Source organism: Mycolicibacterium obuense (assembly GCF_055397605.1).
Genome location: NZ_AP043663.1, coordinates 4,423,951 through 4,439,023 on the forward strand (window position 1 = coordinate 4,423,951; position 15,073 = coordinate 4,439,023).

Here is a 15,073-nt window from a genome sequence, read left to right on the forward strand (position 1 = left end):
CGGTTCCCCGCCCCATCTACCCCGTCAAGGAGACCAATGAGCCCGAAGCCCGACACCCTGACAAGCGCGGAAGTGGCTGCGCTGCTGGGTATCACACCCGCAACGCTAGCCGCGCGACGGCACCGTGGAACTAGCCCGAGGTTCACCCGCACGGGACACCGCACCATCGTGTATCGCCGCGCCGACGTAGAGGAGTTTTTGGCGTCGAGCGGCGAACCGACAACGGCGGAATTGGCGCGCCGGGTTCGTGACTTGGAGAGCCGCGTCACGCGGCTGGAGAAGTCCTAGAAAGACGAAACCCCACGGCGGCAACCGTGGGGAATCAGTACAACATCAAACAGATACGGAGATACTACCATGTTCCACAAGTTCAACCCCGAGGCAACCCTTCAGGACGAAATCGACTATCTCACCGAGCAACTGCGCCGCGTGGACGAGTGGCGCACGAACACCGACTTCATCTTTGACGGCAACCGCATGGCGGAAACCGTCATCAACGCGGCTGACCCGTTCATCGCGGACATGAAGGCTCAAATCGCGGCTCTGCGTGACCAACTGGTGGCGGTGGCAGCGTGAACGGGCATGAGCACTCCGAACCCTGCCCCGAAACCGCCGACCTGCTGGCAAAGCTGGACAGGGCAGGTGTCGAGTGTGAGATGGCGACGTTGGCGGATGTCGTGGAGAGCGACGCACCGTTGTTCTTCTACCCCGCTGACTTTGACGGGGGTAGCGCTGCGTAGACCTCACCAAAGGAGACCAAGAACCGCCACGGATGAACCTGTCCGGGGCGGTTTTCGTGTCACATCTGCGAAACGCGAACACCCCGGTAACGTCACCTGCATGAGCACACCCATCGCTGCGCCCACGCCCTACTACGGCGGTAAGACCTCACTGGCACACACCATCACGAGCATGTTCCCCGACCACGTGAGATATGTCGAACCGTTCGCTGGGAGCCTGGCTGTGCTGCTGGCGAAACCGCCGAGCAAGCACGAAATCGTGAACGACTTGGACAAAGACCTGATGACCTTTTGGCGAGTGTTGAGGGACACCCCCGAAGACCTGGCGCGGGTGTGTTTCCTCACCCCGCACTCGCGTGAAGAGCGCCGCGCCGCCATCCACATACCCTCTGACGCAAGCGATTTGGAGCGGGCGAGGCTGGTGTGGAGCGCCCTGGTGCAGGGGCGCTCTGGCACGTTGGCGAACACGGGGTGGAGGCATAGCAGGGAAGCGGCGCGAGGTGATGCGCAGGTACGTGGAGAGAATCGAGAGGGTTGCCGCGAGAGTCAGGGACGTGACGCTTGAGTGCAGACCCGCCACTGAGGTGGTCGAGAGGTACGGCGGTGACGTGAACACGCTGCTGTACTGCGACCCGCCCTACTTGGGCTCGACGCGCAGGTTCAACTACCGCACGGAGATGCTGGGCGAGAAGGCTCATCGGGAACTGGCTTCGGTGTTGCGGGAGTGCAGGGCGACGGTGGTGCTGTCGGGGTATGGCTCTGACCTCTATGACGAGTTGTACGCGGGGTGGTTCCGTGTCGAGGTGGCGGCGGCGACATATCAGGGGTCAAACAACCCTCTGAAAGGACATGAGCGGGTAGAGGTTTTGTGGTCAAACCGAGAGCTAAAACCTGTGACAGAAACAGCCGTTTCGATGGTCAGCGTCACGGGTTTTGCGCCACTGTGTGGATGGTGTTCGCGGGTGGTTCCGAAGCCGAAACGAGGTCCAGTTGGTAGGTGGTGTTCGGGTGCATGTCGAGCCGCTGCGTACCGAGAGCGGAAGGCAAATGTCGGTTAACCGGATAATCACGGTTAACTGAACATACCGCCGCTCAACCCCGCTGCCATCTTCACCAAGAACCACACACCCGCCAAGAGAATCGTCAACACCACGAAACCCGCTGCGGGCGGCACAATCGCCCGTATCGGATTCCCGCCGTTCCTCCCGCCACCAGCCTCGAACCTGCCCGTCCCTTTTTGACGTACCCAGGCTGCGCACATCAGAAGGACGATGAAAATGCCCACCGATATAGTGAGACTGCCCATGACCAGGCGGTCAACCAACGCGACGAGGCTGCCGTTGCTTGTGCCATCGCTGCGGTTGCCGAGACCTGCGGTCATGAGGTGTGTAATCACAGTTCGCCTCCCATGATGGACGCCTCCACGCGGCGCTCTTCTTCCCGTGCAAACCGCTGTTTGAGCGCCTGTTTCAGTTCGGGGCTTCGGGGTTTCCACGTTTCGAGTTCCGTGATCGGTAGTGACGAAACTTCCACCAGGCGCTCCGAAATGTACTCATCGCGGGACAACCGTCTCTTGGTGCCCGCGCCGAACGGCGCGGTATCAGGTAACCGGAAACCAGCGGGAAGGTTCATCCCGCCGCGTAGAGCCACCACCACGTCATCCGATACGGGCAACTGCGGGACGGGGAAACCTGCTGCCAGTGCCCCCGCTGCGGCAACCGCGAGGGTCGTCGTGCGGTAGCGAGGGTCAGGCTTCCCGTCGAACAGGGGTGGTGTCCATCCCGTCCAGTTGTCGGTCACCCACTGCGCCAGGGCATCGGTGCCCTTCTTACCGAAGGACGCCGATCCGAGGACACCCTTTTGAACGGACAACAGGGACACCTCACCAACGGGCACACCCGCCGCGTCGAGTTGGCGCACAATTTCCCACCACACACTCACGCGCCGCGCGGCGCTTGGATCAGCGCTCTGCGTGCCTATGTGCGGGCGAACCAACGTCACCAGGTCGGGAACACCGAAACGGCTCTTCGTCACGGCGGTAACCACCTGCGCGGCGAGGTCAACGTGACGCCGCATTTCTTGCGCGGGGGCATGGTGCGAGGTCACGTCCGCCGCGTGCAAGTACCCACATCGGGGTGTCGGGTCACCGTCCACCAGACGGGCAATTGAGGTGTAGAAGACGGTCGTGTCCACCGCTACAACGCTGCGCGTCACAGGTCACCCCCGCCCCTGATCTGCTCACCCTGAATGGACGAAACCTTTTCGCTGCTAGGCGCTGCAGGCTCATCGGGTACGGAAACTTCGGGCGTTGACGGGTCGTTGTCGTGATCCCACATACGTGGGCGCGGTTTCACCGTCGATGTGCCACCCGCTCCCACGAAGGTTTCGTCCATCGGGTCGAACTTCTCCGCGCCGGGGAGCAAGTTGCCGTCACGGTCGGTCATCACCACCAGCTCGGTGTTCACGATGGCGTCGGTACCGCTCTTCTCCCACCCAGGCGCGGCGTTGATACCGAGGCGAGGGTAGAACCACGGAAGCGCGTCCGCGTGCGCCTTGGACTCCGCCCACACCGCGCGCTGCTCATCGGTCAACGCGGCGTCCAGCGGCGTTGAACCGTGGCTGTAGTTATACGGGGTCTGCACTTCGATGACCCTCTGCGCGTCGCGGTCGATGTACAGCGCCGAACCGGGACGGGTCAACCGCGCTCCGATACGCCGTGCATCGTCGCGCAGGGGCTCAGGCACGAAGTTGCCTTGGATGGTGCGCTCACCGGGGACACCGAGCAGCACAGCCAGCCCGAATTGATCTTGAAGAGCAATCGGGATGGTGTCGGCGTAGATGTCTTGTGCCGCAATGAACAGAATGACGCGCGCCTCACGCCCCACCTTGATGATCTTCGCCAGCTTGTCCATGAACGTATCCAGGGCGCTCGTCTTGTCCAGGTCGTGGATTTCGGACTTCATCGTTCCGAATTCGTCCAGCACTAGCAGGATCGGGCTGTATCGGTCATAGGGGTGCGGGTCGGTGCGCTTGTTGATCGCTGCCTCCTGTCGGCGGCGCTCCAACTCATCGCACACTTCAGCCACCATGCGCAAATGCTGCGCGGGGCTCGTAGAAACCATGCGGATGTTCGGCTGTCCAGCCAAGGAGGCGTAGTCGCTACCTTTCCCGTCACCGCAATAAATTTCAGCTCCCAACCCAACGCGGAACCAGTCAATGACGCCGCGTACCCAGACCGATTTGCCAACGCCAGGCTGCCCAGCGGCAATGCAATGACGGGTGCTTTTCACGGTCGGTGTGATCAGGTTTCCGCGTGCATCCATGCCCACGGGCCACGTGGCGCGGGCAAAGAGCTTCTTCGCGTCGTCCAGGGTCGCGGGCGGGGCTGCGGGTGCGATAGCCAACGCTGCTGGGAACGAGGACGGAGCGTCACGGAACTGCAAGATGAGTTCGCCATCGTCGCCGTCCAGCGCCACCAAGTTCTTGGCGTTGTGGATGCCGCCCGCGTTGAAGGCGCTGCGAAGACGGTCGAGAACAGCGCCTCCGATGTCGCCCGCGCGGCGGTGATCGTCATGCTGGAAAACCAGCTCCAGTCCTTCAGGTGTGATGTCGATACCCACTAGCACGGGGACGTGCACCACGGTTCTCGGGCGGGTGTACACCGTGCCGTAAGCGCCGCGCTCCTCTAGGCTGCCCTTCTCGTCCCTGTTGACGCCCGTCGCACTGAGCATCTTGGCGAACACCTTGTCGTCGCGGATGTCCGCCAACACGGGGTAACGGGTCTCCATCTCCGCCAAGACTTCGGACACTTCGCCTGCCCACGCGGCGAACTCAGGTCGGGCACCCAGCTTGCTGCGAAGGGCGCTCGGGATGATGTCTTCGGGCGCGATTCCACCACCAGGTTGCAGGGCAAGAACGGGACCGGCGTCGCTCCTTTTCACACCTTCGACAGAGATGTTGATGGACTCAGGCATGGGAACTCGCCAGTGCCAGACAATGATGGGGTTCGGGTTGGCGTGAGCGCCACCACTGTACTGAGTGACAGGCTGCGTGAGAAGGCGTTTCTCTTCCGCCTCAGCGGACTTGCGGATACCACTGACTACAGCCTGCGCGTCGCGCTTGATCTTCTCCTGCTCCTTCTCGATGAGCGCGGGGATGCCGTCTCGAATCTTCCTCGCGGCGTCGAACTGTGAATCGGCTCGGCGGCGCTGGTAGTCCTGTTCCTTCTGCGCACGATGCCAGCGGTCGCGCTCACTCGGGACATAGCCCGTGTTAAAGAGACCCACTACAACCACGCTCCTTCCAACGATTTTGTGCGCTGCTGCGCGCGGGCAACGGCGGCGCGCGCCTTCGCGGTCTCCTGGTGTCGGAGGTTTTCGATTGCCTGCGCCCCGCTGCGCTGCACCGCGTAGAGCGCCTCATCGCGCTCACGTTGCGCGGCGTACACGGGGTCACCGCCGCGCACACCACCCCTAGACCTCCCGCGTCCCCAGAAGTAGAGGAATCCACCGATTGCGCCGAAGAAGACCCCGGAAATGAGCGTCATGGCGTCGCCGCCCATCAGACCGCCCAACAGGAACATCGCTCCGATGGCGATGAGGAGGATGCCGAACCACCGCGCTGCGCCGCGAATCATGGTCAGTCTCCGAACTGGACGCCGCGTCCCCAGCCTTCACGCGGGCGGTCGTTGGTAGATGGGGAAGGCTCGGGATCGGGCTGCACAGGATCGGTGTTCAGCCAGCCCTCGGTCTCGGGGAAATCCACCACCTCAGCGTCGATGTATCCAGCACCATCCGTACCCGCGCCGTAGTTTGCTGGATACCCGCCGTACCCCTGCTGACGCCGCTCAGCGCGCGCTACATGAGCCTGACGGGCTGCGGCTGCCTGACGAGCGGCGGCGTCAGCGGCGGCGGTGACGGTCGGTGAGAGCGCCCTGTCCATCGGTCGGGTGAGGGCGCTGACCGATGCCCAAAAGCCCGCCAGAATAGCCACCAGCCCCGCCAGCGCGGCGGGCACAGCAAACACTGATGTCATGGTGTTCTTCTTGGACTTGTGCGCGCCCTGGCACCGTTCATGGTCGGTGATGGCGCTCAGCCAGGTCGTCTTCTTCTGCGCTGATGTGGTGTCCGCGGTGTACTCCGTGTACGCGGCGTCTCTCTTCGATGCCAGCGCCCCACACGGGTCGGACACCATAGCGCCGCTCACCCCTGCTAAGGCACCGAAAATGATGGCGACACCTGCGGCGATGAGCGCGATCTTTGTGAGGGTCTTCATGTCAGAAACCTCCGTAGGTCTCACGCTTGATGCGCCCGTGGTCACGGGTCGCGCGGATGGCGACGATGAAGGCGACGGTTCCCACGATCCCGTTCACCAGCCCGATGGCTAGGAGGACGTAGGTGAGGGTCGTTGGTGAAGCCGTGTGGATGTAGGGGTTGGTTGAGGGGGTCAGGCTCGCGTTGTAGCTGACGCTGAGGATCAGTCCCAGGACGAACGTCGCGGCGGTCACCATCCACCAGCCCTGCGCCTTGCGGCGCGCCGCGTAGAGGGGGTCGTGAGGGTAGTGGGTCATGACTCGCCGTCCTCTGCTGCCTTGGCGGCGGCGACCTTCGCGAGCGCGTCGCGTTCGCGCTGCGCGAGCCGTGCCCGCTCACGTTCCGCGAGGAACCGAGCACGAGAGCTTGGCTCATCGGAACGGCGGGCGCGGCGAGCCACGACTATGGCGACGAGGATGACCGCCGTTGCGAGGGTCACCAGAAGGACGACAGGTGATGCGGTGATGATGAGCCCGGTGTCAGGCACATAGTCGATGCCGAAGACGGTTCGGGAAACGCTATCGAGCGCCGCGTCCAGCTTTTCGCCGTAGGGCGCGTTGGGATCGGCAGATTCGGCGATTTCGGTAAGAACCGAATCGAGCGAGGGGGACGTGCCATCCGAGCCGAGGTAGTCGGACAGGGTGGGGATTTCAGGGGATGGTGTGGGTGTGGGAGCCATTTCTCTTTCTTCTCTCTATATAGGGCGATGTGGTGGGCGCTAATGTCGCGTTATCACTTCGACTTGACATTTAGTGCCATTTATGGTGCTAGTTATGAGGGTAGCATGGATTAGCAAATTCTTCTTCTGTCAACTCGACACGCCGATACTTTCTCTATCCCGCCTCATTTCCCCAGCTCAGCCAGCCACTGATATAGGTCATCGGGGCGGGCTGGGTGTATATATCGGAGTAACAGGCAAACTGTTTTGGTGGGGTTTGGAATGGTGGTTGGTGGGGTTTGGAATGGGGGTCGTAACGGTCTTCGTAATGGTCTCTGTAATAGAGACCACTGCCCTGAGAGCCGCCCGCTGGTGTTCGGAGAACGTTTAAAAGTGCGCACGTCAGACTAGGGATTTTGAGGACACATACCGTGTCGCCGCATGTATGGAGAGACTGGTCTCTCTGGTCTCTCCATACATATCCCGTAACGCCGCTCGGGCTGAGAGCAAAAGAAAAACCCCTCACACGGGAGAGGCGTGTGAGGGGTTCTCGGTATAGCGGGCGGGAGGGCTACCCCACCGCCGTGAGAGCGCCACGCTCGGCTTCCATGTCCGCCAGAGCCGCTGCGATCTTCCGTGCCGGGTCGCGGCTGAGTCCCACCGCGTTCGCCGCCGCGCTCAGGTTCCCGTTCGTCTCGCGCAGAGTTTCGATCACACGATGAACTGTCGCGGGCGATTGCTTCACGTTCGCGCGTTCGATGACAACGGCGGCGAAAGCAAGATCGTCGGCGTCGATGTCGTCAGCAACAGTCGTGTCGATGACAGCCACAGGTGTCGCTGGGAGTGTCGGCAACGGTGTCGATGACGGGGTGTCGATGACGGGCGTAGGTGTCGCCGCGCTGTCGTTCGGCTGTCGCTGAACCGTCGGTGACAGGGTGTCGATGGGCTGTCGTTCGGGTGTCAGCGGCATTGTTGGTACTGTCGCCGCGCCGCCTACCAGGTTGATCCACAGTTTCCGCAGGATGCCGATTCGAGCGATGGGAGCCTCCTCTTTGCGCTCTTTCGGCTTGCGCTTGCGTGTCGGTGCGTCCTTCATCAGAAACAGCAGGCATGTCATGGCAACAGCCGCCGCGTCGGTGATGAACGGCAGGGCGAAGGCTCGCATGTCGCCCTCGCCCATGTGCAGGATGGTGCGGGCGAAGCCCACCTGATCCATGAAGCTCATCCATCCAGCCGCGCCGCCCACCATGAGAACCAACCCGCTCAGGAACAGCCGTCCAGCGCGCGGTAGTTCGCGGTTCCAGGTCAGTAGGACAACCTCCGCCAGGGCGAAGAAGACGATAGGTGCGAACACCGAAGCCACCCCAGCAGCGCCGATACGGAACGGGCTCGCTTCGGCATCCGTCGCCACGGTGACACCGTGAACCACGTTGATAGAGCAGCTCGCCACCACCACGGTGATGAGCAGCAGTTGCGCCGCCAGCGCCCCCTTGTCGGGGTTTCTCCACCAACGGGTCTTGGTTTTCTCGGACACGCCGTACCCCTCTCCGGTACTCATTCCAGCTAACTCCTAACCTTCTCTCCAGAACTCGCTCACGCCAATGGCGGCGTGGGACGTGACACGGTAGGCGCGGCGTGTCATGAGACAGCCCCTACCAACGTGCGTGCGATACCACCTAGAAGACCGTTGTCCTCCTCGCCGCCATCACGCTCACGCTGTTCAGCAGCGAGACGCTCCAAATCGGCGGTGCTGATGACTTTGCTGTGGTCGATGAGCCTGAGCGCCTTGCCGTCCTGCGCGTTTGCATCGAGCACCCCCAAGCGGAGCCCGAGCCTGATCGCTTCAGGGAGGTAAGTCGCTCGCTTCCCGTTCATCGTTTTGCGCAGGGCGGTGCGGGTCATCTCGCCCCGCACGTGCAGGCAGACGACGACGCGAACCAGAACCTTGCGCGTCATCGGGTCCGACGCTGCGAGCAGTTGCGCGGCGGGCTGCGGGTCAGTCTTTGGTGCGGTGATCGGGGCGAGTGCCTGCCGCACGTCGCGGCGTAGCTCGCGGACCTCACCGAGAATCTGGTCACCGATGGTGACGGACTTCGTGGTCTCTGGTGCAGAGACGGTTGGAGAGACCTTTGACGTTCCCTTGGTATTGGTGGTCTTCGGTGCGGAGGTGCCGCTGTTGGTCGTGGTCTTCGGCGCGGGATCGGGAGCCTCGGTAGACGCCGCCCCGGTGCCCTCGGAAACGGTGTCCGTGGTCTCGGGGACACCACTTTTTGCGGGCTCAGGAACCTTGGTTTCGGGAGTCTCGACAACCTCGGTCGTGGTCTTCGCCATCTGCACGGTGCCCTCGGGCTTCGGGTCAGGCGCTGAAGAATTGGTGTCCCCTGCGGGCTTCTGCTCGGGCTCGGGCTTCTGCTCGACAACCTCGGGGGCTGGCTTGGTGTCGGGATTCGGTGTCTCGGGTCCACTGAACGACGCCAGGTCACCAACGTCACCGCCTGCCGCCACGGCGATGGGTGTAGGTGCAGGCGTCACCGTTTCTGGCTTCTCAGTCTTCGGCACCTCAGGCACAGGGAGCGCCGCGTGGGTGGTCACCGTGCTATCCGTGACGGTGATGAACTTGGCGGCTTCCAGACGAGCCATCACCTCGTCCACATGGTCTGCGGTGACCTTGCGAACCTCATAACGAAACTTGTCCACCGTCATCCGTCGCCCAGGAGGCAGCACGCGGTAGACCGCGTTCGTCTCACGGCGGATGTCGCGTAAGGCTTCCGGTGTCCAGCGGTCATCGTCGGGGTGCTTGAACCACCGCGTAGTGGAGTCGCCCAACGCGGCGATGTTCTTCCGTACCGCCGCGTCGGCGGCGGCGATGGCTGCCAGTTCCAGCGACTCGGTCGGTAGCGCGGACTTACGTCCACGCATCTTGTCCCCGGTGCGGTCGGTGAGCACACCATCACGTAGTGCCACCAGTTTGTGGGCGCGAAGGTAGTTCAACGCTGTGTGGGTGGTGGGCGCGGTGTGCTCGATGCGGTCGTGTAGTCCCTCCACAGAGAGGGTGCCCCCGCCGCTCTCCAGTTCCAGCATGATGGCTCGGGCTGCGCGGTACACGTCGGTGTCGTCAGCTATCGCCACGCCACGGTCGCCGCGTCGGGTGACCACACCCTCGTCCAGCAGTTCGGACAGTGCCGTCACGGCGGCAGGCTGGGCGGACTGCGCGATGGACGCAACGCCACGGATTAGCGCTTCACGATGAATGTCACGGCGCGCAGCTCGGATGTCAGCGGGATCGGGCTTTAAGAAGAGAGCCATCAGGTGTTGTCCTTTCTGTTCTTCGAGCAGCGGCGATGGTGGTCATGTCTCGTAACGTCCTTCGCGGGTCTCGCGGAGGTGCTGACGGATGGCGCTACGCACAAGGTCGTTGATGCTGTCGGCTTGCCAGAACATCGACCCGATGTCCGCGTTGATGCTCTGCGTCACCGCTGCCACAACCTCTTTCACAAGGTCGGGGCGGCGAACCACCATGTACACCGAAACCTTCACGAACGGGGCGTTGTCCGCTGTATGCAGCGCGTTGCCGCACATCACGAGCGGACGCCCGCGTTCGTCCCATCCGATGATGGGGCGCTCTACGTATTCACTGTGCTCATCGTCGGTGTACACGGCGTATGCGCCGTAAAGCTCGGGGGTGTGGATGGTAGGCATTACTCACCGCCCGTCCACACCGCGCGGGGACGGCGGTGGCTCGGAACTACCGCTATCGGCAGGGTGTACGTGCCGTCGTCACGACGGACGACGCGCCCCGTGTCGGTGGCCGCGGAGAGCGCTTCTGTCAGCCACGCTCGGCTAGCCGCGCTCAACGACTGCTGGAGCTGGCTACGCGTCATAGCGCCGTTGCGTTCCAGCCTGCGGACGATGGCAGGCACTACCTGCTCAGGGTCTCGAATGGTCATTTGTCAGCCTTCCACTACTCGGAGTTTGGTTAATCTGCGTCCTTGGTAAATGGCGAACCACAGCGCGCCGTCGTATCCGGCTCGCCCTTCTGCCGCCAGAGCGCGAAGAAGCTCGCGCGCAACCTTGCGCTGCGCCGTGGACAGGTGTTGCTCGACGCCGCTCTGTGTCAACTCGCCGCGTTCAGCCAGCACCTGGTACACGCGGTCACGCCACTTGGCGAACTTCTTCTCTTCCAGGGCATCCCGTACTTCGTTTGCCGCGTTCTGCTCGATACCTCGGGCATGCCCCCGTGCCTCGGCGTCGGCTTTAGCCTGCTCTTGGCACACCGACCACACACCTGCTGCCTCGGCGACGCACACTTCCAGCAAGATGCCTGAAAGCCACCAATCCAAGTCGTCGGGCTCGCGGTGCCCCCACAGGAACCCCAGGCACACGGCTATCTTGATGCGGGTCAGCAAGAGGTGCCCTTCCATCACCAGGCGATCAGCCTCTGCCTGCTGCTCGGGGGTTTTCGCGGCGTACGGGAATCGGTTGGTCATCGCGTCCTGCTCAGCCTGAAACGCCAAAATGTCCGCCGTCATTTGAGGTGACCAGTGAACCCAGATCGGGTCCGGGAGGTCGGAGAGGTCGGCGTCCATCCGAATTTCGTGGGGAAGCACGGAACCCATCGCCTGCTGCGCAGGGGTGTTACCGAACAGCGGGAACGGAAACTCCGTACCAGCGGGCGGAGGTGCCACGGGTGGGCACCCAGTCGATGGTCGGCATTCCGTCGCCGGTACCCACAGGAACCGCTGCGGGGTACCGTCCTTGGCTTGCGCCATGATCTGCTGAGCGGCGTACGGCTGTACACCCCATATAGCCGCCAGTCGTGCCATGTTCGCGGGGATAGACACGTTGCGGTCGCGGTCGGCGTTGGTCATACCTACGTCTGAGCCGATCCACAGTGATCGGAGCATGCCGCCCGTCTTCGACCCTTCACGGGCGAACTCGGCGTTCAGGGTCGCCACCTCGTCGGCGTGGATGGTCACGGAATGACGGAAGAAACGGGTCACAAGGTAGGGGGTGTCGAGAGGCTTACCCTCTTCGTCCTTGGACACCTTCACCGTCTCGGCGAAGGCTTTGACGATGCCCTGCCCGGTGCCGTCTGCGATGGTGCCGCCCAGCGGGGGCACCAGTTCCTTCGCGGCGCTCATGGTCGCCGTCTTGCCACCTGATGGTGGCGATACCTCTGCCACGTAGGTGTTCAGTGAGGTGCCGCCTGCCAAGGTCTTCCCCTCTTTACCGTTGCGGCGAACCAGAACCACATTCGGCGGTATCTGGCTCAGGCGGTGCGCCATCACGGCTACCAAAAGCCCCCACGGAGACATACGTCCTTCGCTGCGCGCAACCTGATGAATGCGCTGAAGTTGCGGCTTTGCGTTCCAGAAATTGGTGGTGGTTTCAATGTCGTCCAGGAGGTCGCCGTCAGTTGGCTCTCCGAATGGGTTCGGACGGTCGTACGGGTCAGCGGAGTTAGTCCGTGTTACATTTGACTTAGACATTTGAAGATTCCTTCCGGTGGAACCCCCTACTTGCTTGGCGGCGGGCGGGGGTTTCGTCGTTTCTAGGGCTTAGCGGTCGGTCGCGGCGTGGAGACGGTGACCCCATATCAGGAGCGCGTCGCGCGGGCGAACTAGCCACACGGTCACCCGCTGCCCGTTGCCCACGCGCTGGGCTGGAAGCCTTCCTGTGCGAATCGCATGGAGGACTGCGCCGCGTGTGACACCGAAGCGCTGCGCCGTTTCCGTCGCCGTCATGCGCGGCGCGTCAACGTCGAACAGGGCGTCTAGTTGTGTGTCGATGCCTACGCTCACGGCTTTCCTTTCATCCCGTCAATTGTTTGCTCAGTACGTCAACGCTATCTCCAGATTTCAGAATCGCCTACAAATTCGACACCCCTCGAAACAAGTGCAAATGAGAAAGTGGTGTCCCCTACCTGTGTATATGTGTAGATATCGACGTAACACCCTTCGCCATCACCGCAGCGTGAGGGCAGGGCGCAACGGACTCCAAGAAGTTTGCTGTTATGTTGACGTATACAGGCAATCGAAGGCATGTGTGACCAAGGTCACACCGAGTGCGGGCGTCGGGGGCGCGGAAGCAAGGCTGGATACCGCCCAAACCGCCGCCGCGAGGGTTTGGGCGGCGTATGGCTGCGTATGGCGATTTCGGGTCGAGGACGCTAGGCGGTTTTTGGCGGTTTTGTCGATGACTAGGCGGTTATGGGGGGTAGTAGCCTTGAAAAAGTGGTGTCCCGCGACGCATACCCGCAGGTCAGAGGGCATGTAGGCGATTAATGACTATGGCGGTATGGCTGTATGGCTGTCTTGAGCGCCGCGAAAACCCCTCCCGCTAACGCGCCGCCGCTCTCACAACGCGGCTCACCGAAACGCATATCCGCAGCTCAGAGTATATAAATATATAAGTGTCACGTCCCCAGGTATTCATAACGAGAGCAAACCCCTAGCGGCGTAGGCGATTCATGGCTGGAGTCGCCATATCGGGGCTCAAGACAGCCATACCGCCATACCGCCATAGATGCGAGCGGCGAAATATGCCCTGACCTGCGGATATACTGCTGTACGGCATGGCTAAACGGGGTCTTTATCGCCTAAACGACCCCAGAACCGCCTACAAAACCGCCTACAGCCGCCATAGCCACCCGCCATACGTCACCCACAGCCAAGCACCCCTTTCCCCACCCCATACCCACACGCCGCGCCCGAAACCCGCACCTGCCAGCAGATTCAGAGTCCCCTGTGGCGGGTGACCAGGAGAAACGGGGAACACGGGTGTACGCCGCGCGTGACCCGATGTACCGCTGACCAGCGGAAACGCAGAAAACGGGACCATATGACTTTTGTCGGTCATATGGTCATCCGTCAGGTACCGCACCACGAACCCTCGGTAACCTAGACGACCTGCGAAAACAGGGGAAAACGACCGCCTCTAGGGTCACATTCCCGGTAACCTCACGACCAGCGGAAACGGCTCTCACAGCGCCGCAGCGGCGCTCTCCCGTGTACACCGTCACGGGACGCCATCCGACCACCGCTCAGGGGCTCCACGCGCCCCTGAGCGTCCGTTTCCCACGCCATCCGACCCGATGGCGGGTGACCCGCTGTACGGGGCTTTACGGGGCACACAGCCGCGATTGGAGCCTTACGTTCCCGATGCCAGGAACGTAAGCGCCGACCAGGGCGGTTATCCGCGCGTGGTTGACCGCCTGCCCGATGTGCCCATATCCACGCACCACGGAAGTCCCACGGTGTGCGATGACACCGCACAACTGCACGCGTGGCCATGACAGACCCACCGTCACCCGCAGACCGCCGCACCCACGGCACGCGGGCAGCCACCAATCCCGCGATCCCAGGAAAAGTCACCACACCCCACATGCCCACGCAGCGCCGTCCAGCCGTCCACGTGTGCGCAGCGCCAAAGCCCCAGGTCACGAAAAATATGCGCAGGTCAGAAGGTGTCGGCGGTAACGACACCTTCGCAATACGCGGCGCGCCACCCCCATAACCGCAGGTCAGAGTTTTGCAGAGAAAAATACATGCAGGTCAGAGGTGTTATGCCCAAAAATCACCCTTGCACCCGTCCTGACCTGCGGAAATGACGTCTTTTCGTGGTAGAATTGGGCATGTGCAAGAGCATCGCCGAAGGTGGGAAACGGTGCCGCTGTGCCGACCCTGAAAAGCAGGAGAAGCGGCGGGCGGCAGCAGCGAAACGGCAGGCGGAGTACATGCGCAAGAAACGCGCCGAGCACGCCGCCGCGACCGTGGACATTGTGGACGCAGCGCCCGAAACGTCACCGGAAGCCGAACAGGCGGAGACCGCAGCGCCCGATCCCGAGAACCCCTTCACGGACTTCACCTCCGAGCCCGCTCTCACCGCCGAACAGCGGGACGCCGAACGGGAGCGGTTGGCTGATTTCTTCGAGCGCAAGCTGGCTGACCCGAATGCCACGTGGAACGCCGCGCCTGTGTCCGATGTCGATGAGAACCCGTTCAAGGATTGGGTGACGGGACAGCCGATTCCCGAACGGTAGGGGTGTTACGCCTACCTAACAGCAAACCTCGTACAGTACCCCTATACGCGGTTTACTAGGGTATTTGTACACCGACCCTGTAAACTCAGCAACATGACGACCACACTCACACCCGAGGTGCGCCGCGACCTTCAGCTCCTGCGGCAGCAGACCGCCGAGGTGCGCCGAGCCCTGGCGCACACTCACCGACTGGGAGCCGAACGCAGCGTATGGTGACACTTCACTGCTGTCGCAGAGGTCCCTAGCCAACGCCAGCTTCGCTGTGTTTGGCGTGTTCAGATCCCGGAGGATCTCAACCTTGCTCATGTACAAGACGTCACCG

18 protein-coding genes are annotated in these 15,073 nt (G+C 62.4%); 7 read left to right on the forward strand and 11 right to left on the reverse strand.

Going from position 1 to position 15,073, the window contains the following annotated elements:
* The first annotated feature begins 36 nt into the window (after positions 1-36).
* From ACZ50N_RS21195 to ACZ50N_RS21215, 5 genes are all read left to right on the forward strand, one after another.
* Positions 37-288 (forward strand): helix-turn-helix transcriptional regulator, encoded by a 252-nt coding sequence (locus tag ACZ50N_RS21195; RefSeq protein WP_464473699.1) that lies wholly within the window; start codon positions 37-39, stop codon positions 286-288.
* Between the two features lie 69 nt (positions 289-357).
* On the forward strand, positions 358-576 hold the full coding sequence (locus ACZ50N_RS21200) for a hypothetical protein (RefSeq protein ID WP_464473700.1): 219 nt from the start codon (positions 358-360) through the stop codon (positions 574-576).
* Positions 573-740 (forward strand): hypothetical protein, encoded by a 168-nt coding sequence (locus tag ACZ50N_RS21205; RefSeq protein WP_464473701.1) that lies wholly within the window; start codon positions 573-575, stop codon positions 738-740. Before ACZ50N_RS21200 ends, ACZ50N_RS21205 begins: the two co-directional genes overlap by 4 nt.
* A gap of 100 nt (positions 741-840) precedes the next feature.
* A complete protein-coding gene (locus ACZ50N_RS21210; protein WP_464473702.1) occupies positions 841-1,305 on the forward strand; it encodes a DNA adenine methylase in 465 nt (154 codons plus the stop codon).
* On the forward strand, positions 1,244-1,798 hold the full coding sequence (locus ACZ50N_RS21215) for a DNA adenine methylase (protein WP_464473703.1): 555 nt from the start codon (positions 1,244-1,246) through the stop codon (positions 1,796-1,798). The genes ACZ50N_RS21210 and ACZ50N_RS21215 overlap by 62 nt, the downstream gene beginning before the upstream one ends.
* A gap of 14 nt (positions 1,799-1,812) precedes the next feature.
* On the opposite strand, the gene ACZ50N_RS21220 is transcribed toward ACZ50N_RS21215, so the two are convergent.
* The 11 genes from ACZ50N_RS21220 to ACZ50N_RS21270 all read right to left on the reverse strand — a co-directional run bounded on the left by ACZ50N_RS21220 (position 1,813) and on the right by ACZ50N_RS21270 (position 12,199).
* Positions 1,813-2,121, reverse strand: a complete 309-nt coding sequence (locus tag ACZ50N_RS21220) for a hypothetical protein (RefSeq protein WP_464473704.1) — start codon at positions 2,119-2,121, stop codon at positions 1,813-1,815.
* Between the two features lie 11 nt (positions 2,122-2,132).
* Positions 2,133-2,933 (reverse strand): hypothetical protein, encoded by an 801-nt coding sequence (locus ACZ50N_RS21225; protein WP_464473705.1) that lies wholly within the window; start codon positions 2,931-2,933, stop codon positions 2,133-2,135.
* Positions 2,934-2,950: 17 nt separating this feature from the next.
* Positions 2,951-5,035 (reverse strand): type IV secretory system conjugative DNA transfer family protein, encoded by a 2,085-nt coding sequence (locus tag ACZ50N_RS21230; protein ID WP_464473706.1) that lies wholly within the window; start codon positions 5,033-5,035, stop codon positions 2,951-2,953.
* On the reverse strand, positions 5,026-5,376 hold the full coding sequence (locus ACZ50N_RS21235) for a hypothetical protein (RefSeq protein ID WP_464473707.1): 351 nt from the start codon (positions 5,374-5,376) through the stop codon (positions 5,026-5,028). The genes ACZ50N_RS21230 and ACZ50N_RS21235 overlap by 10 nt, the downstream gene beginning before the upstream one ends.
* 2 nt (positions 5,377-5,378) lie before the next feature.
* Complete coding sequence (locus ACZ50N_RS21240) at positions 5,379-6,014, reverse strand: hypothetical protein (RefSeq protein WP_464473708.1); 636 nt, start codon at positions 6,012-6,014, stop codon at positions 5,379-5,381.
* A gap of 1 nt (position 6,015) precedes the next feature.
* Positions 6,016-6,309: a hypothetical protein gene (locus ACZ50N_RS21245; protein ID WP_464473709.1), complete on the reverse strand. Its 294-nt coding sequence runs from the start codon at positions 6,307-6,309 to the stop codon at positions 6,016-6,018.
* Positions 6,306-6,731 (reverse strand): hypothetical protein, encoded by a 426-nt coding sequence (locus ACZ50N_RS21250; protein WP_464473710.1) that lies wholly within the window; start codon positions 6,729-6,731, stop codon positions 6,306-6,308. Before ACZ50N_RS21250 ends, ACZ50N_RS21245 begins: the two co-directional genes overlap by 4 nt.
* 550 nt (positions 6,732-7,281) lie before the next feature.
* Positions 7,282-8,268 (reverse strand): hypothetical protein, encoded by a 987-nt coding sequence (locus ACZ50N_RS21255; protein ID WP_464473711.1) that lies wholly within the window; start codon positions 8,266-8,268, stop codon positions 7,282-7,284.
* An 80-nt stretch (positions 8,269-8,348) separates the two neighbouring features.
* Complete coding sequence (locus ACZ50N_RS21260; protein ID WP_464473712.1) at positions 8,349-9,899, reverse strand: hypothetical protein; 1,551 nt, start codon at positions 9,897-9,899, stop codon at positions 8,349-8,351.
* A 159-nt stretch (positions 9,900-10,058) separates the two neighbouring features.
* Complete coding sequence (locus ACZ50N_RS21265; protein WP_464473713.1) at positions 10,059-10,367, reverse strand: hypothetical protein; 309 nt, start codon at positions 10,365-10,367, stop codon at positions 10,059-10,061.
* Positions 10,368-10,660: 293 nt separating this feature from the next.
* The gene (locus ACZ50N_RS21270; protein WP_464473714.1) at positions 10,661-12,199 is read right to left on the reverse strand and encodes a hypothetical protein; all 1,539 of its coding nucleotides are present in this window, start codon (positions 12,197-12,199) and stop codon (positions 10,661-10,663) included.
* Between the two features lie 2,144 nt (positions 12,200-14,343).
* On the opposite strand from ACZ50N_RS21270, the gene ACZ50N_RS21275 reads away from it, so the two are divergent.
* Both ACZ50N_RS21275 and ACZ50N_RS21280 read left to right on the forward strand, forming a co-directional pair.
* On the forward strand, positions 14,344-14,751 hold the full coding sequence (locus ACZ50N_RS21275; RefSeq protein ID WP_464473715.1) for a hypothetical protein: 408 nt from the start codon (positions 14,344-14,346) through the stop codon (positions 14,749-14,751).
* Positions 14,752-14,844: 93 nt separating this feature from the next.
* Positions 14,845-14,967, forward strand: coding sequence for a hypothetical protein (locus ACZ50N_RS21280; RefSeq protein ID WP_464473716.1), 123 nt, complete (start codon positions 14,845-14,847; stop codon positions 14,965-14,967).
* Positions 14,968-15,073 lie beyond the last annotated feature (106 nt).